This window comes from Ochrobactrum sp. AP1BH01-1 (assembly GCF_018066705.1).
GTDB lineage: Bacteria > Pseudomonadota > Alphaproteobacteria > Rhizobiales > Rhizobiaceae > Brucella.
Window position 1 is genome coordinate 297,494 of record NZ_JAGPOU010000001.1, and the last position, 23,223, is coordinate 320,716.

Sequence of the window (23,223 nt, forward strand, 5' to 3'; positions counted from 1 at the left end):
ATTCTCACAAGGCCTGGCGCATCATGAAGCAGATGGGCTTTCTCGATATTCTGAGTTTCGGTCCGGACGGCTGGGGCTATGTGCTGATGATGGGCGCGCTTGTGAGCGTGGCCCTTGCTGTTCTGGGCTTCCTGCTTGGCGCCACCATCGGCGTGTTTGCCGCCTGGGCGAAGATTTCCGGCGGGCGCACGCTGCGCACCGTCGCCGACGGCTACACCACGATCATTCGCGGCATACCGGATCTTCTCGTAATCTATCTGTTCTATTTCGGTGGGAGCGCAGCCGTTACCGCTCTCGGCAAATATTTTGGTGCGGAAGGCTTCATCGGCTTTCCGGGCTTTCTGGCAGGTGTACTGGCAATCGGCATTTCCTGCGGTGCGCATCATACCGAAGTGTTCCGCGGCGCATTCCGGGCTGTATTCAAGGGCGAGATCGAAGCGGCAACCGCCTGCGGCATGGGCCGGATGCTGAAATTCCGCCGTATCATCGCGCCGCTCGCGCTGCGGCACGCATTGCCGGGCCTTGGCAATGTCTGGCAGGTTTCGTTGAAAGAATCCGCGCTGGTATCCGTTGCCGGCGTGGTCGAGCTTCTGCGCCAGGCACAGATCGGCGCTGGCTCGACAGGTCTGCCCTTCAACTTCTTCCTCATTGCCGGTGCGCTCTACCTGCTGATTTCGTCGGTTTCCGGCGGGCTTCTGCAGTTGGCCGAGCGCCACTTCTCGCGCGGCGTCCGGAGGGCAAAATGAACCTCGAATTCTATTCCGATGCATTCTTCCAGATGCTGGGCGGTGTGCCGCTGACGTTGAAGCTTGCGGCAACTTCCATCGTCTTCGGCGCCATTCTGGCGCTGCTTTTTGCCATGATGCGCCTGTCGGGCGTCAGGGTGCTGGACTGGATTGCCCGCCTTTACGTCTTCGTGTTTCGTGGAACGCCGCTTCTGGTGCAGATATTCATCATCTATTACGGTCTCAGCCAGTTTCCGGTCATTCGCTATTCGTTTGTATGGCCCATCCTACGCGAACCTTACTGGTGTGCGATCATTGCGTTGACATTGAACAATGCGGCCTATGCGAGCGAAATCATTCGCGGTGGCTTGCTGTCGGTGCCGCATGGGCAGATCGAAGCCGCGAAAGCCTGTGGCATGTCATCCATCACCTGCTTCCGCCGCATCGTCATGCCGCTTGCCATCCGCCAGGCGCTGCCGGGTTATGGCAATGAGATGATCTCGATGATCAAGGCAACTTCGCTTGCATCGATCATCACGCTCATGGAAGTGACCGGCATCGCGGCAAAGCTGATCGCCGAGAGCTATCGGGCCATAGAAATCTTCGTGATCGCCGGTGCGATCTACCTTGCCATCAACTTCGTCCTGACACGTGTGCTGATGTTCGCAGAATACAGGCTCACCCCTTATCTGCGCCAGCCGGTCGTCAAGCTTTCCTCCGAGGGACAAACATCGTGAGCAAAATCGTTTCCCCCAATGCACCGGTGGCGCTGAAAGTCGAAAACCTGCGCAAGAGCTTTGGCGCCAACGAAGTGCTGAAGGGCATCTCGCTCGAAGCGCGCGAGGGCGAGGTCATTTCGATCCTTGGTTCTTCCGGTTCCGGCAAGTCGACCTTCCTGCGCTGCATCAATCTTCTCGAAATTCCAACGTCGGGCACGGTTACGGTTTCGGGCGAAACCATCCGCATGGCGAAGAATGCGAAGGGTGAAGCCTACCCGACGGACAAGAAGCAGGTTTCGCGCATTCGTTCGGAACTGGGCATGGTATTCCAGAGCTTCAATCTGTGGTCCCACAAGACCATTCTGGAAAACATCATCGAGGCGCCGATCTATGTGCAGGGACGTCCGCGTGCAGAATGCGTGGCGGAAGCAGAAGCCCTGCTGGCGAAGGTCGGCATTGCCGACAAGCGGGATTTCTATCCGGCCCACCTTTCGGGTGGCCAGCAGCAGCGCGCCGCGATTGCCCGCGCGCTGGCGATGAAGCCGAAGGTCATGCTGTTCGATGAACCGACCTCGGCACTCGATCCGGAACTGGTCGGTGAAGTGCTGCGCGTCATGCGCGGACTTGCCGAAGAAGGCCGCACCATGCTGGTGGTGACGCACGAAATGGGTTTCGCGCGCGACGTGTCCAATCGCGTGGTATTTTTCCACCAGGGACTGGTGGAGGAAGACGGCGCGCCCGAAGACGTGTTCGGCAATTCGAAGTCGGAACGTTTCCGCAAGTTCATCAGCCATGAGAACGCTGCCTAGAACATTCCCGGCAAGGCCCGAAAACGGCTTTGCGAAGGGCTGGCGATAAAATCAGATAGTCAGAGCGGTTCTGATGACCTTCCCTTAGCGGAGCCGCTTCGATTTCCAAATTCTGTGTTCCGGCGCCAGCCGGACAGAAACACCCGCAACAGGATAACTGCAATGAAGACCATCGGACTGTTCAAAGCCGTGTTCATTTCCGCTCTTGCTCTGACGAGCATCTCGGCCCATGCCGAGGAAAAGAAATGGACGAAGATCACCATCGCCACGGAAGGCGCTTTCCGCCCGTACAACTTCACCAAGCCCGATGGCTCGCTGGATGGCTATGAAGTCGAACTCTATAAGGACCTCTGCGCCCGCATGAAGGTCGAGTGCACGATGGTTGCGCAGCCTTTCGACAGCATCATTCCCGCGCTCAATGCCGGCAAGTTCGATGCGATCATGGCTGGCCTGACGGCAACGCCAAAGCGCGAAGAAACCATCAGCTTCTCGATTTCCTACGGCCTGACGCCGCAGACCTTCGCAACGCTGAAGGACAGCCCTTACGCAAAGCTGCCCCATACCGGCGAAACCCTTTATCTCGCCAAGGATGAAGCTGCTGCGCAAAAGGCAATCGATGAAGTATCGGCTGAAATCAAGGGTCGCACTGTCGGCGTTCAGACCGCTTCGCTCGGCCTGACGCTGCTCGACAAATACTTCAAGGACAATATCGACATCCGCGAATACAAGACCACGGAACAGCATGACCTCGACCTGAAGTCCGGACGTGTTGACCTGATTGTGGCTTCGCTCGCTTACCTCACCGACGCTGCCAAGAAGCCGGGCAATGAAGACATTGTCATGACGGGTCCTTTCTTCAAGGGCGGCATTCTGGGCCGTGGCGTTGCCGTCGGCCTGCGCAAGGACGATACCGAGTTGAAGAAGATGTTCGATGAAGCCATCGAAGCAGCAAAGGCGGACGGCACGATCAAGCGCCTGTCGGAAAAGTGGTTCGGCTTCGACGTTACGCCGTAACTTCTGACCTGTATCATATGCAAAGCGCCGCCTTCAGGCGGCGTTTTCATTTGCGGTTACAAACCTTCACATCAAACCGGCGAACGCTTATAAGACCACTGACGTTTGAGTGAGGATGTGATGGTAAAGATCGGTTTCGTGACTGTTTCCGACCGCGCAAGTCGCGGTGAATACGAAGATCTGAGCGGCCCGGCCATGGAAGCATGGATAAAGAGCGCTGTCGTCACGCCTTATGAAACGATCCGCCGTGTCATTCCCGATGGTATGGAATCTGTACGCGATACGCTTATCGATCTTAGCGACAACGAGGCCTGTGATCTCATCCTGACGACGGGCGGCACGGGACCGAGCCAACGTGATGAAACACCGGAAGCCATGCAGGCCGTCTTGCACAAGGAACTGCCCGGTTTTGGTGAATTGATGCGCCGCGTCAGCCTTGAGCAGACCCCGACCGCCATTCTGTCCCGCCAGACGGCAGGCAGCCGCGGCAAAAGCTTCATCCTCAATCTTCCCGGCAAGCCCGCTTCGATTGCCATGACCTTGCAGGCGATTTTTCCAGCGGTGCCTTATTGTCTCGATCTCATTGGAGCAGGGTGGATCGACACCGATCCGGCAGTCGTAAAGGCCCATCGACCGGGCTGATCTATCGCTGATATTGCATTCGCGTGCGTATTAGATCGCGTTGCGGAACATTTGTCGCCATGAAGTTGCGCAACCCAGCTTTGCGCTTTTGCATGATTTCCATGCTTGCTTTTCCCTGAGTCCGGACCGAATAATAGGGGAAAAGAAGGGGAATTAAGTGAAGCCATTCGACGAGATGCTCAACCATGGCGGGAATGTCCGCCAGCCTTACGAATTTCTCAAGCAATGGCTCGACAGCCAAGACCCGCACAAACTTCTTCAGAAGAGCGATGACGCCGAAAGCGTTTTCCGCAAAACGGGTATCACCTTTGCCGTCTACGGAGATCAGGAGGCGGGCGAGCGCCTTATCCCGTTCGACATCATCCCGCGCATTATTTCAGGGCAGGAATGGCGGCGTCTGTCACAGGGCATCGAGCAGCGCGTCATGGCGCTGAACGCCTTTCTCGATGATATTTATCACCGGCAGGAGATCGTCCGGGCAGGGCGCATTCCCAAAGAGCTGATTTCCAGAAATGAGGCCTTCCTGCCGGAAATGATCGGTTTCCGTCCACCGGGCAATGTTTATACTCATATTATCGGCGTCGATATCGTGCGCACGGCCGAAAACCAGTTCTATGTTCTGGAGGACAATGCCCGCACGCCATCCGGCGTTTCCTATATGCTGGAAAATCGCGAAACGATGATGCAGCTCTTTCCAGAGCTGTTCCAGAACGTCAAGGTGCGTCCGGTCGAGAATTATCCGCAATTGCTGCGCCAGTCACTCGCCAGTGTTGCCCCTCCTGGTACGCAGGGTGTGCCGACCGTCGCGGTGCTTACGCCGGGCATCTACAATTCCGCCTATTTCGAACATGCATTCCTTGCCGATCAGATGGGCGTCGAACTGGTTGAGGGAAGCGATCTGCGCGTCGTTGATGGACGTGTGGCGATGCGCACGACGCAAGGTTATCGCGCCATCGATGTGCTCTACCGGCGTGTCGACGATGCTTTTCTCGACCCGCTGACATTCAGGCCGGATTCGACACTTGGTGTTGCCGGTATCATGGATGTCTACCGGGCCGGGAATATCACGATTGCCAACGCACCGGGAACCGGCATTGCCGATGACAAGGCGATCTATTCCTATATGCCGGAAATCGTGGAGTTCTATACGGGCCGCAAGGCCATTCTCGAAAACGTTCCGACATGGCGCTGTTCCGAACCGGACAGCCTCGCATACGTGCTCGACAATCTTGCCGAGCTTGTCGTCAAGGAAGTCCACGGCTCGGGCGGCTATGGAATGCTGGTCGGACCGGCTTCGACAAAGGCCGAACGCGATGCTTTCGCCGAAAAATTGAAAGCAAGGCCGCGCAACTATATCGCGCAGCCCACACTGGCGCTTTCAACGACGCCCATCTTCACCAAGAGCGGGCTGGCGCCGCGCCATGTCGATCTGCGTCCCTTCGTTCTGGTCTCGGATCGCATCCGCATCACGCCCGGCGGACTTACGCGCGTGGCTTTGAAGGAGGGATCGCTCGTCGTGAATTCCAGCCAGGGCGGCGGAACCAAGGATACGTGGGTACTCGACGACTGAAACAACTGGATTGACGTGCTGCAACTGACGAAAAGATCAGGGCGCGAAAAGGGGAATGATTTATGCTTCTTGGCCGTACGGCAAACGGACTTTACTGGATGTTCCGCTACATCGAGCGCGCCGAAAACATGGCACGTCTCGTTGACGCGGGATTGCGCATGGCATTGACGAAAACGTCAGATGCACCGGAAGAATGGTCATCGGTTGCGGTTTCGGCGGGTGCAAGCCAGGGTTTTTCCGCTAAATATGATGTCTATAACGCCGCCAATGTTGCAGATTTTCTGCTGCGCGATGCGGACAATCCATCAAGCGTGATGACATGCTTTGAAACCGCCCGCTCCAATGCCCGCATGGTGCGCACGGCACTGACGCGTGAGGCGTGGGAAAGCGTCAACGAAGCATGGATGTCACTGAAAAAGTCGCTCTGCAAGCCATTGAAGGAAAGCGATCTTCCGCAACTTCTCGACCAGATAAAGCGGGAGACGGCGCTCATTCGCGGCGCCTTTCACGGCACGATGCTGCGCAACGAAATTTTTGATTTCGCAAGCCTCGGTACGTTCATCGAACGCGCCGACAACACGGCCCGTATTCTCGATGTGAAATATTATGTTCTGTTGCCCGCCATTTCCTATGTCGGCACGACGCTCGACAACTACCAATGGGAGTCCATTCTCCGCTCTGTTTCGGCGCATCGTTCCTATCGGTGGGTCTATGATGGCGACTACCGTCCGGCGCAGGTCGCTGACTATCTGATCCTCAACGGCCGCATGCCACGGTCGCTTCATTATTGCTATCGCAGCATTGCCGAACATCTGGATTACCTGTCCAAAGATTATGACAATCGCGCGGCCTGCCACGAGACAGCGGACAAAATCTATGCGAGCCTGCAAAATCAGGACATATCTGCGATCTTCGATATGGGCCTGCATGAATTCCTGACCGAATTCATCACCCGCAACAACCGGCTCGGCAACGAGATCGCTGAAACCTATAATTTCAATTGAGGTCTTCGCTTGCTGCTCAATATCCGGCACGTTTCGCATTATCGCTATGAGCATCCGGTTCCCTATGCCGTGCAAAGGTTGCGGCTGCGTCCGCCAACGGTGCCCGGTCAGGTGGTCAGGCATTGGGAGCTGAAAATCGAAGGCGGAGAGCCGGAGGTTTCCTATGTCGACGGTTTTGGCAACAAGACGGACCTTGTCCAGCACGCACGAAACGTCAGCGAGATCATCATAACCGCCAGCGGCAGCATCGACGTGGAAGACAGAGCCGGCGTGCTCGGGCCTGTCTATGGCTTTGCGCCGCTATGGCTCTTTCAGCGTGAGACGCCGCTGACAATGCCGGGCGAGCGCATCAAGGCTCTGGCTGGCGATCTCGAGACCGGGCAGGAACGGCTTGCCCTGACGCACGATCTGATGAACGCCATACACAAGGCAGTCGCCTATATGCCCGGAACGACGAGTGTTTCCACGGATGCCGAACATGCACTGGAATCCGGCAAAGGCGTCTGCCAGGACCACACCCATATCTTTCTGTCGGCGGCTCGGCAGTTAGGCGTACCGGCACGGTATGTCTCTGGATATCTGATGATGGAAGGCGTCGAGGAACAGACCGCAAGCCATGCATGGGCGGAAGCTCATATCGACGGCCTTGGATGGGTTGGGTTCGATGCCGCCAACAATATCTGCCCGAACGACCGCTATGTGCGGATTGCAACCGGGCTCGACTACCGCGATGCAGCGCCGATTTCGGGCGTGCGGCTCGGCAGTGCTATGGAAAGCCTTGCGGTTCACATCAATGTAGGGCAGTGATCCTCTGGATAGCCTGTTGCCTGCCGGATATTGCTCATGACCTATTGCGTTGGAATGAAAATCGATCGTGGCCTTGTGTTCATGTCCGATACGCGGACGAATGCCGGGCTCGACAATATCTCCGTCTTCCCGAAGATGCGAAGCTGGTCCAAGCCGGGTGAACGGGTGATCGTTCTGCTTTCAGCAGGCAATCTCGCGACAACCCAGGCGGTGGCAAGTCTTCTGGAAGAACGCATGAAGGCTCCGGCAGACAGACACCCGTCGGTCTTCGATGCGCCCTCCATGTTTCAGGTGGCACGTCTTGTCGGCGATACGGTCAAGGAAGTGATCCAGAACTCCGCAACCGGAGGTCAGAACGCCGATGCATTTGGCGCCTCGTTCATTCTCGGCGGGCAGATCAAGGGCGGCCAGCCGCGCCTTTTCTATATCTACCCGGAAGGCAACTTCATCGAGAGTTCAGCAGACACGCCCTTCTTCCAGATTGGTGAAAACAAGTACGGCAAACCCATCCTCGTCCGCGCCTATCAAAAGGAGATGAGTTTCGAGGAGACGGTGAAGCTGTTGCTCGTCTCGTTCGACTCCACACTGAAAGCCAATCTTTCGGTGGGGCTGCCGCTCGACATGCAGATCTATGAAGCCGACAGTTTCGAGCCCGGAACACGCAAGCGGTTCGAGGCTACCGATCCTTATTATCAAACCGTATCGGAAAGCTGGTCGGAAGCGCTGAAATCGGCACTGGAGCAATTGCCGCCCTTCAGTTTCGAGGAGGGAAGTTAGAGCATTTCCAGCAAAAGTGCGAAGCGGTTTTGCGTTGGATAATGCGACAAAACAAATAGATAGAGCGGTTCCGGCGGCTCTGTTGAAACAGGAACCGCTCTAAAAAAGGCCGGGCGCTTTGCCCGGCCTTTCCGTTTCGTATCAGTCTTTCGTTACAGTCTGAACATAATTGGCATCGGCGACCATGTTGAATCCATGCACATTCGGAGCGGTCACAGCTGTTTCGATTTGCTGATAGATGATCGCGAAGGGGCTCGTTTCCTGAAACTTCTTTTGAAGATCGTGATACATCGCTTCCCGTTTGGCGGTATCGCGCTCTTCAGCGGCGGCCATGGTTTCCGCCGTCAATTCCGGAATATCCCAATGGGCTTGCCACGCGCTCGTGCGCATTGAGACATCTTCGCCATTGTTTGGATTGTTGGTGAAGGTGACGGCATTGGTGTGCGGATCCCAGTAATCGGGTCCCCAGATGCCAAGCGCCATCTGATGTTTGCGCGCGCGAACCTTGGTCGTCGTCAGCCGGCCGTCGCCCTGCAGGATTTCCACCTGAACTCCGGCCTTGCCCATTGTCTGCTGGATGCTTTCCGCGATGCCGACAAATGGCTGGGTATTGCGCACATCCAATGTCACCTTGAAGCCGTCCTTGAGGCCTGCCTTGGCGAGCAGTTCTCTGGCTTTATCGACATCATAGGTGAACGGCTTGTCACCGACCGCGCCGAACATGCCAAGAGGCAGGAAGGACTGGTGCGTCCGGCCGATTCCCTTGATGAGCTTCGCTTCGATCGTATCGTAATCGATCAGGTATTTGAGCGCCTGCCTGACTTCGGGCTTTGCAAGTTCGGGTACATTCTGGTTCGCCACCAGATAATAGACGCGCCCCTTTGGTGCGTTGATGACGTGATACTTCTGGTCCTTGCTCAATTCTTCTATGTCGCCGGGTTCCAGATTGCGTGCAATGTCGATATCGCCCGCCGCAAGCAGCAGACGCTGCGAAACGCCTTCCTTCACATGCCGGTAGATGACGCGCTTCATTGCCGGTTTTGCATCGGCATAGTTTTCGTTGCGCTCCAGAAGCAGCACTTCATTTGCACGCCATTGCTTGAGCGCCAAAGGACCGGAACCGGCATAGTTGTTTTTCAGCCATTCATAACCGAAATCGGTTTCGTAGGGATAATCCTTGGTCTTTTCCGCCTTCTGTTCATGCTCCTTCACCAGCTTGCTATCGACAATCGACGCAACGCTGGAAGTGAGACAGTTGAGAACGAAGCTCGGCGCAAAAGCCTTGCCGGTGGTGAACACAAGCGTTTCGTCGTCGGTCGCGACGATGTTCTGATCGGCGTTTTCACGGGTGAGACCGAACTGGCTGAGAATGAACGCCGGGCTCTTGTCGAGCTTGATGGCACGTTGCAGCGAATAGGCGGCGTCCTGCGCGGTCAGCGGGTTGCCGGAGGCGAATTTCAGACCCTTGCGGATTTTGAACGTGATAGACTTGCCGTCGTCGGAAAAGGTCCAGCTGTCGGCAATCTGGGGGATGATCTTGGTCGGGTCCTTGGTGTCGGTCGTGATGAGCCGCTCATAGGTGCTGGTCAGAATTTCGGATGTGGTGATCTCGAAGATTTCAGCCGGGTCGAGCGAGATGACATCATCGATGCTCATCGCAATGACGAGCGTGTCGGCCGGCGTCGCGGCTTCCACCGCTTTCGGTGACGCTGAAAGAAACAGCGTGAACGCGAGCGCAGCCGGAATGGAAGCGCGGAGCAGCTTTCGTGCAAGGCCGTGCTTAATGTGGGCTGCCTTCGAGATATGAGCAAATGGCGGTATTACGGTTGTCATGCAACTTCCCCCCTTCGAGCTGCGCAATCTGCACATGCCGTGCGATTGGGCCTCGCATTGATGAAGCTTCAGAAGCTTGCCGCTTTGCTTGCGACTCTCTTTGAAGCCTTCGCATTACATCCAGCTTTTGGAGAGGGGACAACGGCCTGATGAAGTATTTCACCGTTGAATCGAAAAAGCCGGAGGAAAATCCTCCGGCTCGCTCTCTTTTTGATGCAAAGGACGATCAGAAGAAGACCTTGAAACGGTCGGCGTCATCCATGAAAGCCTTCTCGCCAAAGGGCTGCTCGTTTGAGCCGAACGGCATCTGGGCGCGGAGTTTCCAAGTGGCAGGAACGTCCCAGGTCTGGGCAACTTCCTGATCGATCAGTGGGTTGTAGTGCTGGAGGCTGGCGCCGATGTTTGCATTGGCAAGCGCCGTCCACACCGAATGCTGCGCCATGCCGCCCGACTGTTCAGACCAGACCGGGAAGTTGTCGGCATAAAGCGGGAAGTTTTCCTGAAGGCCCTTAACGACGTTCTGGTCTTCATAGAACAAGACCGTACCGGCACCGGCAGCGAAGCTGTCGATTTTGGCTTCCGTCTGCGCAAAAGCGTCGGCTGGAACGATCTGGCGAAGCGTGTCCTTCACGATGTTCCACAGCTTGTCGCTCTCGGCGCCAAACAGGATCACGGCACGCGAACTCTGCGAGTTGAAGGAGGAAGGCGTGTGCTTGACCGCTTCGCGGATCAGCTCGGCCACATCTTCGTTCGACAGCGGAAGGGACTTGCCCAGAGCATACTGCGTCCGGCGCTTCTTGATGGAATTCAGCAGGGAATTATTCATGACAGGGTCCTGTGTTTCAGCGGTCTGGCAGGTGCCTGGCTTGGGATTTTCGAGGCAACCTGTTGGGATGTTGTTGGGCTAGATATTGTTATTCGAGCGGGGGAGGCCAGCCCGTGTTTCTGAAACACACTGTCAACGATACGTGGCTAGTTTTCTTTGACTGTTTACTTTCCCGCTATGCGTTTGGAACGAATACGGGTTCATCACGCACTGCTTGCACAGCGATCTTCCCGGTTTTGCGGGGTTTACAAGAGCGGTTCTTTATTGGAATCTAACTAAATTAGTGAGATTTATGGAGCCGGATTTGACGACGCTCTTTTCGGGTCGTTGTCGTGAAATGGGATGAGGTCACAATAGTTTGAAGTCATTTATCATCGTTGGAGCCGGAGCAAGCGGCATCATACTGGCCGCACAGTTACTCCGGCGTTCGCCGGAATCGACCGTGCGAATTTTCGAACGGTCGGGTCGGTTAGGGGCGGGGATAGCTTACGCGACGGAAAATCCGAGCCACCTGCTCAATGTCCGCGCCAGCAATATGAGCGCGTTTCCCGATCAGCCGGATCACTTCGTGAACTGGTTGCAGGCAAGCGGCGACCGGTGGGAACCGCACAGTTTTGCGCCGCGTAAAATCTACCGCTCCTATCTGGAGCAACTGGTCCTGCCTTATCTTTCCGAGGGCAATCCCCGATTGACTGTTGAAAAGACCGGCATCGTTGACGTGACGCTGAAAGGCGGCAGACCTGCCGTTGTCACCGAAGCCGGCGAAACCTTCGTGGCTGATGCGGTCATTCTTGCAACGGGCAATGAGGCTGCGATCGCGAAATCCGGCAACCAGATTACGGAATACTGGTCAAGCAATGGTTATTTCGATGTGCCGGCGGATGCTCCGGTTGCGATTTTCGGTACGGGCCTTTCTATGGTCGACAGCGTATTGTCGCTGCTGGATAATGGGCATCGTGCTGAAATATACGCGATTTCGCGCCGCGGACTTCTTCCCGCGCGCCATGCCGCCGCACAAACTTTTCCTGTCTCCGCGGATGACCTCCCGGTATCGCTTGGGCTTTCCAAGCTTATGCGGCGCGTGCGGGCCATGATGCTTGAAGCGGAAAAAAGCGGTTCCGGCTGGCGTGGCGTGATGGATGGTCTGCGTCCGCACACACAGCATATCTGGGCAGGGTTGCCGCTGTCGCAGCGCCGCAGCCTTCTCCGGCATCTGCGTCCATGGTGGGATGTCCATCGGCATCGCATGGCCCCCGCAGTAGCAGATCGTATCGAATCCGCCATGAACAAAGGGCAACTTAATGTCATCGCAGGCCGTCTGGTATCGGTGCGCGCCGAAGGCGACACAATGGAAGTCCGCTATCGCCGCCGGCGTAGTGAAGCGGTGGAAAAGCTGCACGCAGCGACCGTCATCGATTGTCGTGGAGGCAATCCACGGTTTTCCACGACGCGCAACGCCGCACTGATCGGGCTTATGGAGCATGGACTGGCCCTGCCAGACGCGCTCGACCTTGGCTTGGACGTTACTCGCGATCTGCAGGTCGTCAACACGCGCGGAGAGCCGTCAGGCCCGTTTTTCGCCATCGGACCGGTTACCAAAGGCGCGTTCTGGGAAGTCACAGCCGTGCCGGATATCCGCATCCAGGCTCAGAGGCTTTCCGCGATTTTACTTGAAGGATGAAGCCGCGTTTGCAGCAAAATTCATGACAAGATTTCTGTCATCCGGCTGAAAGGTTTTCAGGTCAATATGATCAGTCGTCAGGTATCGCGGTTCGTAGCGGTCGATGGATTATAGATTTTCCGGCGCAAGGAACGATAAAATGATTCAAATCTGTACGATAAGCCATTGAAAGCTATTGCCATAATGTTCTGTGACCCGCCATAATAAGGCCATCGGAACATATGATTCCTCTCTACAACTTGCCGGAGCGATTCTGTTGCTGTTTTCTTGAGCGGTGCCTGCTTCGGATCAACCTTGATTTCGGCTAGGAGGCCTGTGGCGCATGACGATGGACGGCAGAATGCTTTTCCTGCTTGTCCTTCTACCATTTCTCGGCAGCGCCATAACCGGGCTTTTCAGAGGGGCGGATCGTAGCGGGTCTGCCTGGTTTACAGCAGCAATCGCGCTTGTCGCCTTTATCGTCACCGCCAGCCTTTATCCCATCGTGTCGGATGGCAAGGTGCTTCGCGGCACCGTGGAATGGCTTCCCGCCTACGGCCTCAATGTCACCTTCCGCATGGACGGATTTGCCTGGCTTTTCGCCATGCTTATCACGGGCATCGGCCTGCTGGTCGTCATCTATGCGCGTTATTACATGTCGCCCGAAGACCCGGTACCGAGGTTTTTCTCGTTCCTGCTGTCCTTCATGGGGGCCATGCTTGGCGTCGTTCTGTCGGGTAATCTGATATTGCTCGCCGTGTTCTGGGAACTGACCAGCATCTTCTCGTTCCTGCTGATCGGTTATTGGTATCACAATGCCAGTGCCCGCGACGGAGCGCGCATGGCACTGACCGTGACCGGTATCGGCGGTTTCTGCCTGCTGGCGGGCGTTCTGATCCTGGGTCATATCGTCGGGAGCTACGATCTCGACAAGGTTCTGGCGGCGGGCAATATCGTCCGGACGCATCCGCTTTACAGCGTTGCGCTCATTTTGATCCTGCTTGGCGCGTTCACGAAAAGCGCGCAGTTCCCGTTCCATTTCTGGCTTCCAAACGCCATGGCAGCCCCGACGCCCGTTTCGGCCTATCTGCATTCAGCAACCATGGTGAAGGCTGGCGTCTTCCTGCTCGCCCGTCTCTGGCCGGTTCTCAGCGGAACGGAAGAGTGGTTCTGGATCGTCGGTTCGGCCGGTCTGATCACGTTTCTGATCGCGAGTTTCTTTGCGGTTTTCCAGCAAGACCTCAAAGGCCTGCTCGCCTATTCGACCATCAGCAATCTCGGCCTGATTACCGTGCTGCTCAGCCTTGGCAGTCCGGTGGCCGCAGTCGCTGCGATCTTCCATATGGTCAACCATGCGATCTTCAAGGCATCGCTTTTCATGGCCGCCGGTATCATCGATCATGAGACCGGCACGCGTGACATGCGCAGGTTGAGCGGGCTTTTGCGCCCCATGCCCTATACGGCGACGCTCGCCATGGTGGCGAGCGCGGCCATGGCTGGCGTGCCCCTGCTTAACGGGTTCATTTCCAAGGAAATGTTCTTCGCAGAGGCGGTGGAAACCCATATGGTCTCGTGGCTTGATACGATAACGCCTTACGTGGCCACGATTGCGAGTATCTTCACCGTCGCCTATTCGGTGCGCTTCATCTATTCGACGTTCTTCGGGCCGCCTCCGCATGATCTGCCGCATGAGCCGCACGAGCCGCCGCACTGGATGCGCCGTCCGATCGAGCTTCTCGTTCTTCTCTGCCTGTTGATCGGCATCATTCCAAGCCTGTCCATCGGGCCATTCCTGCATTCGGCTGTACTGTCGGTGCTGGGCAAGGCAACGCCAGAATATAGTCTCTCTGTCTGGCACGGTTTCAACCTGCCACTGATGATGAGTATCATCGCCATGATCGGCGGCGTACTTCTGCACTGGATGTTGAAGAATTATCTCGCAACCAGTGAGGACGGTCCTCCGCTTTTCCGGCACTTGCAGGGGCAGCGCATTTTCGAGCGCGTTCTGGTGACCTTGTCGTGGAATTGGGCGCGTAAGGCGGAAGCCTTCCTCAGTACGCGCCGTCTGCAGCCGCAGCTCCGTATCGTGGTGGCGGTCGCTGTCCTTGCAGCCGCCTGGCCGATTTTCGCCTCCGGCCTGCAGCCGGGTTCGCTCGGCGCACAGCCGGTGGATCCGGTCTTTGCCGGACTTTGGATACTCGGCGGGGCCTGCGCCATCGGCGCCGCCTATCAGGCGAAGTTCCATCGGCTGGCGGCATTGATCCTTCTCGGCGGGGCAGGCCTTGTAACCTGCATCACCTTCGTCTGGCTTTCCGCGCCCGATCTTGCGGTGACACAGTTGCTGGTTGAGATCGTCACCACGGTTCTGCTGCTGCTCGGGCTCCGCTGGCTTCCGAAACGTTGGGAAGATCCCGATCCACTTCCGGTACAGATCGGCCCGCGTATCCGCCGCTATCGCGACTTGTTGCTCGCCATAGGCAGCGGGGCAGGGGTGGCCATCATCGCCTATGCGGTGATGACGCGCATATCGCCCAGCAGCATCGGCGACTATTTCCTCGAGAACGCCTATTCGGGCGGCGGCGGCAAGAACGTCGTCAACGTCATTCTGGTTGATTTCCGCGCTTTCGATACGTTTGGAGAAATCGCTGTCCTTGGCATTGTCGGACTTACGGTATTTGCCCTGCTGAGACGTTTCCGTCCCGCGCCAGACACGACCGGATCGACTGCCCAGCAAAAGATTCAGGACGCCTATGACGAGGCAGCGCCCGACCGCAAGGCCGGTGAAACACTGGCCGATTATCTGGCCGTGCCATCTGTCATCATGCAATGGCTGTTCCCCGTCATTATCGTGCTGGCGGTGCATCTCTTCCTGCGTGGGCATGATCTGCCGGGCGGCGGGTTTGCGGCCGGTATTACGCTCGCAATCGCGTTCCTGCTGCAATATCTGGCATCAGGCGCGCGCGTGGTCGAGGACCGCTTGCGTATTCTTCCATTGCGCTGGATCGGGCTCGGCCTTCTGTTTGCGGCGGCGACGGGTGCGGGGTCGTGGTTCTTCGGTTATCCGTTCCTCACCACCTTCTTCCGCTACACTGAAATCCCGCATATTGGAAAAATGCCGACGGCCAGTGCCCTGCTATTCGATCTCGGTGTCTTCACCCTTGTGGTGGGCGCCACCGTCCTCGTTTTGATCGCTCTCGCTCACCAATCGCTCCGTAAACACCGCGTCGAGAAACTGGCCGCAACGAAGGAGGAGAACTGATGGAACTCGTTCTTGCTCTGGCAATCGGCGTGTTGATGGCATCAGGCGTTTGGCTCATTCTTCGCCCGCGCACCTTTCAGGTGGCGATCGGCCTGTCTCTGGTTTCCTACGCCGTCAATCTCTTCATCTTCTCGATGGGGCGGCTGCGCACCAATGCGGCCCCCGTGCTCGATAGCGGCGCTGACGTTCAGGCCGCACAATATACCGATCCGGTGCCACAGGCGCTCGTTCTGACCGCTATCGTCATCGGCTTCGCAATGACCGCACTTTTCCTTGTCGTGCTTCTCGCCTCACGCGGGTTGACACGTACGGACCACGTGGACGGCAAGGAGAACTGATGTTGGATTGGAAAACACACTTCATCGTTGCGCCAATTGTCCTGCCGCTTGCCACGGCAGCTATCCTGCTGCTGTTCGACGAACGCAAGCGCAAGCTCAAGATGGCCATCAACTCGATCTCGACACTTGCTTTGATCGCGATTGCCGTCACGCTTGCAGGCATGGCGAGCGACAAGGCGCCCGACGCTCTGGTTTACCTGATTGGCAACTGGCCCGCACCTTTCGGCATCGTGCTGGTTCTGGACCGGCTTGCAGCCCTGATGCTGGTGCTGACGAGCCTGCTCGGCATGGCCTCGCTCAGCTTTGCACTGGCTCACTGGCACAAGGCCAGTCCGCATTTCCATACGATATTCCAGCTTTTGCTGATGGGACTGAACGGCGCATTTCTGACCGGCGACCTGTTCAACCTTTTCGTATTCTTTGAGGTGATGCTGGCTGCTTCCTATGGCCTGGCGCTGCACGGGTCCGGTCCGGCGCGTGTGAAGGCCGGGATGCATTATATCGCCGTCAATCTGGTTGCCTCATCGCTGTTCCTGATCGGCGTCAGCCTGATCTATGGCGTAACCGGCACGTTGAACATGGCCGATCTTGCGCAGAAAATTTCGCAGGTAGCGCCCGAAGATCGAATGCTGCTTGAGGCAGGCGCCGCGGTTCTGGGCGTTGCGTTTCTCGTCAAGGCAGGCATGTGGCCGCTTAATTTCTGGCTCGCCCCAACCTATACGGCAGCCGCGGCGCCAGTGGCGGCGGTCTTTGCCATCATGAGCAAAGTCGGCATCTACGTGCTTCTGCGCCTTTCGCCGCTGATGTTCGGCATCGGCGCCGGATCCTCCTACGGCTTCGGCAACGACTGGCTCTATTTCGGCGGGATGGTCACACTTGCCTTCGGCCTGATCGGTGTCGTTGCGTCGCAGGCGATGGGCCGGCTCGCAAGCTACAGCATCCTCGTGTCCTCCGGCACGCTGCTGGCTGCCGTCGGCAGCGGCAATACGGCCATGACTGGTGCTGCACTTTTCTACATGGTCAGTTCCACGCTCACCATTGCGGCGTTTTTCCTGCTGATCGAATTGATCGAACGCGGGCAGGACGCCGCCGCCAACGTTCTTGCCGTTACCATGGAAGCCTATGGTGACGACGAGGAGGAGGAAGAAGAGGACGAAGTCGGCGCGGTATTGCCTGCGACCCTTGCCGTCCTGGGTACGTGTTTCGGCATATGTGCGATATTGCTGATCGGCCTGCCGCCATTCTCCGGCTTTATCGCCAAGTTCCTCATCCTCGCAGCGGTTTTCAACGGTGACGGTCCGACGCCACAGCTTGCGATGCCCGTCAGCCCGGCGAGTTGGGCTTTGATTGCGCTTGTTCTCCTATCCGGCCTCTCGGCACTGATCGCGATGACGCGTACCGGCATTCGCACTTTCTGGGCTTCGCTCGAAGGCAACGTGCCCCGCGTTCTGGTGCGCGAAGTCGTGCCGATTGCGGGACTTCTGGCAATCTGTCTGGCGCTCACGATCGAAGCCGGCCCGGCCATGCGCTATATGGACGAAACAGCGCGTTCCTTGCACAATCCTGCATCCTATATCAGCAGCGTCCTTAATGCGCCGCGCGCAGGCGCGCAAACGGAGGAGGAGGGCCAGTGAAGAAAATCCTGCCTTATCCGCTTCTGTTCGTCTCGCTGCTCCTGTTCTGGCTGCTTCTGAACGGCTTCACACGGGCCCAGCTTCTGCTCGGCGTGATCATCGCACTGGTGGCGTGTATGATCATGACGGCCTTGCAGCCGCAGAAGAACCATATTCGATCAATCCGGACGATGCTCTGGCTGTTCGGAGCCATAAGCTATGACATACTGCAGTCCAATATTGCAGTTGCGGGCATCATCCTGTCGCGCAAGCGCAAGCGGCGTCCGGGCTTTGTCGTCATTCAACTCGACCTGGAAAACCGAACCGCGCTTGCCGTTCTCGCCTGCATAATCACCGCGACGCCGGGCACGGCATGGGTGGATTACAACGCCGCGAGGCGCGAGCTGACGATCCACGTGCTCGATCTGGACGACGCGCAGGCGTGGCGGGATACGATCAAGGGACGCTATGAGCAGCCGCTCATCAAGATATTCGGCGCGTCAGATATCACGGAAGAGGAAAAAACCGCATGAGCGCAGTCATCATCTTCTGGTCCCTGCTTGCCGCTCAGCTGATGCTTCTCGGCGCCATGGCCTGCGCGGTCTACCGTCTTCTGGTCGGTCCGCGAGCTCAGGATCGTGTTCTCGCGACGGACGCGCTCTACCTGAATGCGCTGCTGCTTCTGATCACGTTCGGCATTCGCACGGGGAGCATCATCTATTTCGAAGCGGCGCTGATCATCGCTCTTCTGGGTTTTGTCGCCACCGTGGCGCTTTCGAAATTCCTCATGCGCGGGGAGGTTATCGAATGATCAACGCAGGCGAAATTCCCGTCTGGGCCGCTATCGTCATTTCATTTTTCCTGCTCGGCGGAGCCTTTCTCACGCTTGTCGGATGCATCGGCCTTGTCCGCTTCAAAAGCTTTTACGAGCGTGTTCATGCTCCCACGCTCGGCTCGTCGTTCGGGGCGGGCGGCATCCTGATCGCGTCGATTATATTTTTCTCCATCTTGCAATCGAAGCCGATTCTGCATGAAGTGCTCATTACCGTCTTTGTGATCGTCACAACGCCGGTAACGCTCATGCTGCTCAGCCGCGCCGTGATTCATCGCGACAGAACGCAGGACAGCAAGGAGCTGCCTTCATCTTCCGACCCGCTATAGGTCTGTAGGTAATGCTTGAGGGTGCGGAGAGGGCGGAAATTCAGCTTTTTCCGCCGCACCAAATGGGGAAATCCGCTGCTCCGTCGAGGAAGCGGCGGTTATCGCTTCCGGCGTGACCGGAGACCTGTTTTGGAGTTCGCTTCAAGACCGGCTATCCTGCCGACTGGAAACAATATCTGCCATTTGCCGAATCCCTGGCATCAATGCCGATCGACTGCGGATCGAATGCAGCGGCCTATCGTCTTTTCGGGCATTTGGAGGAGTGCCCCGGGGCTGCGGCCAATTGTCCATTCGGGCCTCTGCCCGGGATAAGCGGATTGAAGGAACAGACCATTTGAATTATCTGAATTTCAGTAATTTCTGAAAATTCAGAATTTACGGGAGAGAGAATTTTGGAATTGTCGCCAATCGTTCAGTCGTTCGTGCTCCACTTCGGGGAAATGGGCAGCCGTTGGGGCATCAACCGCACCGTAGGGCAGATATATGCGCTGCTTTATATATCGCCTGAGCCTCTTTGCGCGGACCAGATCGTTGATGCTCTCGGTGTGTCGCGTTCGAACGTTTCCATGGGTATCCGCGAACTGCAAGGCTGGAACCTGGTGCTGTTGAAGCACATTCCGGGCGATCGCCGCGATTTCTTCACGACGCCCGACGACGTGTGGCAGATCCTGCGCACGCTCGCCGAGGAACGCAAGAAGCGCGAGATCGATCCCACGCTTACAGTTCTGCGTGAGATCCTGATGGAGCAGCCCAAGGGCGACAGCGATATTTATGCGCAGGATCGCATGAAGGACATGTACGGCCTGATCGAAAGGCTGACCAACTGGTACGACGACGTCAAGCGGCTCGACACAGACCGTTTGACCAGTCTTCTGGCGCTTGGCGCCAAGGTGACCCGCTTCCTTGAAACCACGGACAGGATCGTGGCGCTGGGACGCGGACGAACATCGGCCAAAAAGGAGCCTAAGCGAGAGTGACATCCGTTGTCCCCCGAACGGAAACATTGACGACAGAAGGCGGCGAAGCGACAGGCGTAGAGCAAGGCTCGCGCCGCCCGCAACGCCGTCCTGTCCCGTCCTTGCTGAAGCGGGGGGCATATCTTCAGGCATTGGCCGCGCTTTTGTGGCTGCCGCAAGCGGGCATTCTCGCTTATGCGATGGGGCGGCTGGCCGATACCGGCTTCGATATTTCCATCTATTATAGCGCAGCAGGCATCTTCGTTCTCGGCTGCCTGCGCAGCATTCTCGACAGCGCAGGCGCAGCAAAGGCTTTCGATGCCGCCCGGCAGGAGCTTTCCCGGCTGCGGACCAACGCCGTTTCGGCGCTGGCCCGGCGTTCGCCCCTTGATATAGCGCGCCCGTCGTCAGGTGAAGCCGCAAGCATTCTTGCCGAACAGGCCGAAATGGTCGTTCCGTATCTTTCGCGCTTCGTGCCCGTGCGCATTCGCGTCATGCTGGTTCCATTGGCCATACTTGCAGTCGTCCTCTGGTATTCCTGGACTGCGGCGCTTGTCCTGACGGTTGCGGCCCCGCTGATACCTATCTTCATGGCGCTGATCGGCTGGCGCGCAAAAGCTGCCAGCGAAAAGCAGCTCATCGCCCTTGGCGGTATGAACGGCTTTCTGCTCGACCGCCTGCGCGGCCTTGCAACAATCCGCACGTTCCATGCCGTGGATGCGACCGCAAACCGGTTGCGCGAGAATGCGGAGACCTTGCGTTCAAAAACCATGTCCGTCCTGCGTATCGCATTTTTGTCGTCCGCCGTGCTTGAGCTGTTCGCCGCCATCGGCGTTGCCATGGTCGCGGTCTATATCGGCTTCCACCTCTTGGGACAGCTCAACTTCGGAGCATGGGGCCACAGACTGACACTGGCGGAAGGTCTTTTCGTCCTTCTTCTGTCACCAGCATTTTTCGAACCCTTGCGCGATCTATCCGCCGTCTGGCATGACCGCGCGGCGGGCGAAGCTTCCATCGACGCGCTGGAAAAGCTGGCAGAACATCCGATGACCGTTGTCGGGAAGAGCGAAAGCCAGACAGCAATTGGCGGCGTACCTGCGGTCACCTTGCACAATATCGACTTCGGTTATGGGATCGACGCCGAGGTTCTCGACAAATTCAGCCTCAACATCAAGGCTGGCGAGCACGTGGCGCTGCTGGCTCCAAGCGGCTACGGGAAATCCACCATTCTTGCACTTGTTGCCGGATTGACCGCTGCGCAGGCTGGCCGGATAGAGATCGGCGGTATTGCGCTGACGGATGAAACAGCAGCAGCACTCCGCTCAAGAATGAGCTGGATAGGGCAGAACCCGCACGTCTTTGCTGGTTCGGCCCGTCAGAACGTCACGCTTGGCCGGCACGCCGACGCGGAAGCCATCCGCACCGTCATCGACGACATGGCACTCGGTCACGTTCTTGGTGTTACCGGTAACAGTCTGATCGGCGAAAACGGAGCCGGCATTTCCGGCGGTGAGGCCCTGCGGCTGGCGCTTTCCCGCGCAGCCATCGATCCCGCTTCAGATATTATTCTGGCCGATGAGCCGACTGCTCATCTTGACCAGGAAACGGCAAAGTTCATTGCCGACAGCCTGCTCAGGCTCGCCCAGGGCAAAACACTGATCGTCGCCACCCATGACGAAACCCTTGCGAACAGGATGGATCGCATCGTCCGACTGGATAGTAGCGCGGATAACGATCCTGTCTGGCAGAGGAGGGCAGCAGAATGAATGGTTTCCAGTCATTGCAGCCAATTCTGCGGCTCTTTTTCCACACCAAGGGAACGGCTCTCCTTGCCGGCATAGCGACGGCAACCGTAACGGTCCTCGCGGGCATTGCACTTCTCGGCCTGTCGGGCTGGTTCATAACTGCAACGGCAATCGCTGGCCTGAGCGTGGCAACGGCAGTTGTGTTCGATGTGTTCGCTCCCGCCGCCGGCATTCGCCTGCTTGCCATCCTGCGCACCGGATCGCGTTATCTCGAACGGCTCGTAACGCATGATGCAACGCTTGCGATCCTTGCGGCCTTGCGCGAAAAGCTGTTCCGCAACTGGGCGCGTCCACAAGCTGCGGATGCACTCTTGAAACGCCCGGCTCGTCTTCTCTTCCGCCTGACCGCAGACATCGATGCGCTCGATTCTCTTTATCTGCGTGTGGTGGTGCCCGTTGGTGCCGCGCTTGCCACCGCACTTGTTGCGGGTATTGCGCTCGGCCTTATGAACCCGATTTTTGGGCTAGTGATAGCGATTGTTCTGCTCGCAACGGGCCTTTGCATTCCGCTTGCAGCCGCCCGCCGTTCCGAAAAATCCATGCGCCAGCGGGCTAAAGGTACGGAAGCGTTGCGTGCCCGCACGGTCGATCTCGTGGCCGGTCAGACCGAACTTCTGATGGCGGGGCGTCTGGAAGACCAGAAGCTCGCTTTGGCGCGCGCTGATCGCTACGTCGCCGCATCGGATCGCAGGCTGAACCGCATAGAAATCATGGCAGGAGCAGGGTTCGGGATCGTTCATGCAGCCCTGCTTTCGGTTGGCATCGTCGCCGTTGGGTTGTTGATGCAGGCAGAGACGATAGGCGCGCCCGTCGCAGCGCTCGGAATGCTTGTCATCCTTGGCGCGATGGAGCCTTTTTCGGCGCTGCGGCGCGGCGCTATGGAACTTGGTCGCACAGTACTCGCAGCGAAGCGTATCGCGCCCCAACTGACGGATGAGCCTGAACCGGCACGGCCTCAAAGGCCGGGGAAGGGTTCGGCGGTGGAGCTGAAAGACGTGACCGTTCGGCATGAAGGCGCCGAACATGATGTCCTGAAAGATATCACGCTCGATATCGGAGCCGGTGAGCATGTTGCCATCGTCGGCACAAGCGGCGCAGGTAAATCGACTTTGCTCAGCCTGCTTGCCGGAGAAATTCCGGCTACGCAGGGCAGCGCCGCAGTGTTGCCGGCGCGTCTTCTCACACAGCGGACCGAACTTTTTCAGGACAGTCTTCGCGACAATCTGCGGCTGGCACGCGCCGATGCAAGCGATCAGGACATGATGGCTGCCCTGGATGCCGCGGGTCTTGGCGCATTTATCAGGGATTTGCCCGGAGGGCTCGACACCATGCTGGGCGAGGGTGGTCTGGGATTGTCGGGCGGACAGGCGCGTCGGCTGGCCCTTGCAAGGCTTTTCCTCACCGATGCGCCGCTATGGCTGCTGGATGAACCGACCGAAGGTCTCGACAATGCGACTGCGGAGGATGTTCTTGAACGCCTTAAGGAGCAGGCAGGTGCGCGCGCATTACTGATCGCCACGCATATTGGCCGCGAAGCGCGAATTTGTGAGCGGATCATTGTTTTAAATCAAGGCGCTCTAATTGAGTCTGCAGGTAAGAGGACATCACGTTTTGGCGACATCCTCGATACCATGAGGTGAGCCGTACCGGCATTGGTGCAAATGCATCGTGCCCGGAGTTGAACCGGTGCTTGGGCCAATGTTTG

Annotated in this window: 21 protein-coding genes; 19 read left to right on the plus strand and 2 right to left on the minus strand. The window is 57.6% G+C overall.

Features of this window, described 5'->3' with window-relative positions:
* The first annotated feature begins 23 nt into the window (after window positions 1-23).
* From J9800_RS01335 to J9800_RS01375, 9 genes are all read left to right on the plus strand, one after another.
* A complete protein-coding gene (locus tag J9800_RS01335; RefSeq protein WP_114214999.1) occupies window positions 24-746 on the plus strand; it encodes an ABC transporter permease in 723 nt (240 codons plus the stop codon).
* Window positions 743-1,462 (plus strand): ABC transporter permease, encoded by a 720-nt coding sequence (locus J9800_RS01340; RefSeq protein ID WP_114214998.1) that lies wholly within the window; start codon window positions 743-745, stop codon window positions 1,460-1,462. Before J9800_RS01335 ends, J9800_RS01340 begins: the two co-directional genes overlap by 4 nt.
* Window positions 1,459-2,253, plus strand: coding sequence for an ABC transporter ATP-binding protein (locus J9800_RS01345; protein ID WP_112589094.1), 795 nt, complete (start codon window positions 1,459-1,461; stop codon window positions 2,251-2,253). Before J9800_RS01340 ends, J9800_RS01345 begins: the two co-directional genes overlap by 4 nt.
* Window positions 2,254-2,415: 162 nt before the next feature.
* A complete protein-coding gene (locus tag J9800_RS01350) occupies window positions 2,416-3,267 on the plus strand; it encodes a transporter substrate-binding domain-containing protein (RefSeq protein ID WP_112589096.1) in 852 nt (283 codons plus the stop codon).
* A 120-nt stretch (window positions 3,268-3,387) separates the two neighbouring features.
* Window positions 3,388-3,909: a molybdopterin adenylyltransferase gene (gene mog / locus J9800_RS01355; protein WP_114214997.1), complete on the plus strand. Its 522-nt coding sequence runs from the start codon at window positions 3,388-3,390 to the stop codon at window positions 3,907-3,909.
* A 157-nt stretch (window positions 3,910-4,066) separates the two neighbouring features.
* A complete protein-coding gene (locus J9800_RS01360) occupies window positions 4,067-5,479 on the plus strand; it encodes a circularly permuted type 2 ATP-grasp protein (RefSeq protein WP_114214996.1) in 1,413 nt (470 codons plus the stop codon).
* 62 nt (window positions 5,480-5,541) lie between these two features.
* A complete protein-coding gene (locus J9800_RS01365) occupies window positions 5,542-6,483 on the plus strand; it encodes an alpha-E domain-containing protein (RefSeq protein ID WP_114214995.1) in 942 nt (313 codons plus the stop codon).
* Window positions 6,484-6,492: 9 nt separating this feature from the next.
* The gene (locus J9800_RS01370; RefSeq protein ID WP_114214994.1) at window positions 6,493-7,290 is read left to right on the plus strand and encodes a transglutaminase family protein; all 798 of its coding nucleotides are present in this window, start codon (window positions 6,493-6,495) and stop codon (window positions 7,288-7,290) included.
* A 36-nt stretch (window positions 7,291-7,326) separates the two neighbouring features.
* Window positions 7,327-8,067, plus strand: a complete 741-nt coding sequence (locus J9800_RS01375) for a proteasome-type protease (RefSeq protein ID WP_114214993.1) — start codon at window positions 7,327-7,329, stop codon at window positions 8,065-8,067.
* Window positions 8,068-8,208: 141 nt separating this feature from the next.
* Here the strand turns inward: J9800_RS01375 and J9800_RS01380 are convergent, their stop codons facing one another.
* Complete coding sequence (locus J9800_RS01380) at window positions 8,209-9,900, minus strand: ABC transporter substrate-binding protein (RefSeq protein WP_114214992.1); 1,692 nt, start codon at window positions 9,898-9,900, stop codon at window positions 8,209-8,211.
* A gap of 226 nt (window positions 9,901-10,126) precedes the next feature.
* Window positions 10,127-10,726: a nitroreductase family protein gene (locus J9800_RS01385; protein WP_114214991.1), complete on the minus strand. Its 600-nt coding sequence runs from the start codon at window positions 10,724-10,726 to the stop codon at window positions 10,127-10,129.
* Between the two features lie 358 nt (window positions 10,727-11,084).
* On the opposite strand from J9800_RS01385, the gene J9800_RS01390 reads away from it, so the two are divergent.
* The 10 genes from J9800_RS01390 (at window position 11,085) to cydC (ending at window position 23,158) form a co-directional block, all read left to right on the plus strand.
* Entirely contained in the window at window positions 11,085-12,407 is a 1,323-nt protein-coding gene (locus tag J9800_RS01390; protein WP_114214990.1) for an FAD/NAD(P)-binding protein, read from the plus strand.
* A 322-nt stretch (window positions 12,408-12,729) separates the two neighbouring features.
* Complete coding sequence (locus J9800_RS01395) at window positions 12,730-15,645, plus strand: monovalent cation/H+ antiporter subunit A (RefSeq protein ID WP_114214989.1); 2,916 nt, start codon at window positions 12,730-12,732, stop codon at window positions 15,643-15,645.
* Entirely contained in the window at window positions 15,645-15,983 is a 339-nt protein-coding gene (locus tag J9800_RS01400) for a Na+/H+ antiporter subunit C (RefSeq protein WP_112589117.1), read from the plus strand. The genes J9800_RS01395 and J9800_RS01400 overlap by 1 nt, the downstream gene beginning before the upstream one ends.
* 2 nt (window positions 15,984-15,985) lie before the next feature.
* Window positions 15,986-17,617: a monovalent cation/H+ antiporter subunit D gene (locus J9800_RS01405; RefSeq protein WP_114215074.1), complete on the plus strand. Its 1,632-nt coding sequence runs from the start codon at window positions 15,986-15,988 to the stop codon at window positions 17,615-17,617.
* Window positions 17,614-18,129 carry a Na+/H+ antiporter subunit E gene (locus J9800_RS01410; RefSeq protein WP_114214988.1) on the plus strand — a complete coding sequence of 172 codons (516 nt, stop codon included), beginning with the start codon at window positions 17,614-17,616 and terminating at the stop codon, window positions 18,127-18,129. Before J9800_RS01405 ends, J9800_RS01410 begins: the two co-directional genes overlap by 4 nt.
* Window positions 18,126-18,407, plus strand: coding sequence for a K+/H+ antiporter subunit F (locus J9800_RS01415; protein WP_112589121.1), 282 nt, complete (start codon window positions 18,126-18,128; stop codon window positions 18,405-18,407). Before J9800_RS01410 ends, J9800_RS01415 begins: the two co-directional genes overlap by 4 nt.
* A complete protein-coding gene (mnhG, locus tag J9800_RS01420; RefSeq protein ID WP_114214987.1) occupies window positions 18,404-18,757 on the plus strand; it encodes a monovalent cation/H(+) antiporter subunit G in 354 nt (117 codons plus the stop codon). The genes J9800_RS01415 and mnhG overlap by 4 nt, the downstream gene beginning before the upstream one ends.
* A gap of 392 nt (window positions 18,758-19,149) precedes the next feature.
* Entirely contained in the window at window positions 19,150-19,734 is a 585-nt protein-coding gene (locus J9800_RS01425) for a GbsR/MarR family transcriptional regulator (protein ID WP_205315892.1), read from the plus strand.
* A complete protein-coding gene (gene cydD / locus J9800_RS01430) occupies window positions 19,731-21,479 on the plus strand; it encodes a thiol reductant ABC exporter subunit CydD (RefSeq protein ID WP_114214986.1) in 1,749 nt (582 codons plus the stop codon). Before J9800_RS01425 ends, cydD begins: the two co-directional genes overlap by 4 nt.
* The gene (cydC, locus tag J9800_RS01435) at window positions 21,476-23,158 is read left to right on the plus strand and encodes a thiol reductant ABC exporter subunit CydC (protein ID WP_114214985.1); all 1,683 of its coding nucleotides are present in this window, start codon (window positions 21,476-21,478) and stop codon (window positions 23,156-23,158) included. Before cydD ends, cydC begins: the two co-directional genes overlap by 4 nt.
* Window positions 23,159-23,223: the final 65 nt, after the last annotated feature.

Coding starts and splice junctions, on each gene's coding strand:
- J9800_RS01350 (WP_112589096.1), top strand. CDS start 2,416: ATGAAGACCATCGGACTGTTCAAAGCCGTGTTCATTTCCGCTCTTGCT.
- J9800_RS01365 (WP_114214995.1), top strand. CDS start 5,542: ATGCTTCTTGGCCGTACGGCAAACGGACTTTACTGGATGTTCCGCTAC.
- J9800_RS01400 (WP_112589117.1), top strand. CDS start 15,645: ATGGAACTCGTTCTTGCTCTGGCAATCGGCGTGTTGATGGCATCAGGC.
- J9800_RS01375 (WP_114214993.1), top strand. CDS start 7,327: ATGACCTATTGCGTTGGAATGAAAATCGATCGTGGCCTTGTGTTCATG.
- J9800_RS01415 (WP_112589121.1), top strand. CDS start 18,126: ATGAGCGCAGTCATCATCTTCTGGTCCCTGCTTGCCGCTCAGCTGATG.
- J9800_RS01340 (WP_114214998.1), top strand. CDS start 743: ATGAACCTCGAATTCTATTCCGATGCATTCTTCCAGATGCTGGGCGGT.
- cydC (WP_114214985.1), top strand. CDS start 21,476: ATGAATGGTTTCCAGTCATTGCAGCCAATTCTGCGGCTCTTTTTCCAC.
- J9800_RS01335 (WP_114214999.1), top strand. CDS start 24: ATGAAGCAGATGGGCTTTCTCGATATTCTGAGTTTCGGTCCGGACGGC.
- mog (WP_114214997.1), top strand. CDS start 3,388: ATGGTAAAGATCGGTTTCGTGACTGTTTCCGACCGCGCAAGTCGCGGT.
- J9800_RS01385 (WP_114214991.1), bottom strand. CDS start 10,726: ATGAATAATTCCCTGCTGAATTCCATCAAGAAGCGCCGGACGCAGTAT.
- J9800_RS01395 (WP_114214989.1), top strand. CDS start 12,730: ATGACGATGGACGGCAGAATGCTTTTCCTGCTTGTCCTTCTACCATTT.
- J9800_RS01380 (WP_114214992.1), bottom strand. CDS start 9,900: ATGACAACCGTAATACCGCCATTTGCTCATATCTCGAAGGCAGCCCAC.
- mnhG (WP_114214987.1), top strand. CDS start 18,404: ATGATCAACGCAGGCGAAATTCCCGTCTGGGCCGCTATCGTCATTTCA.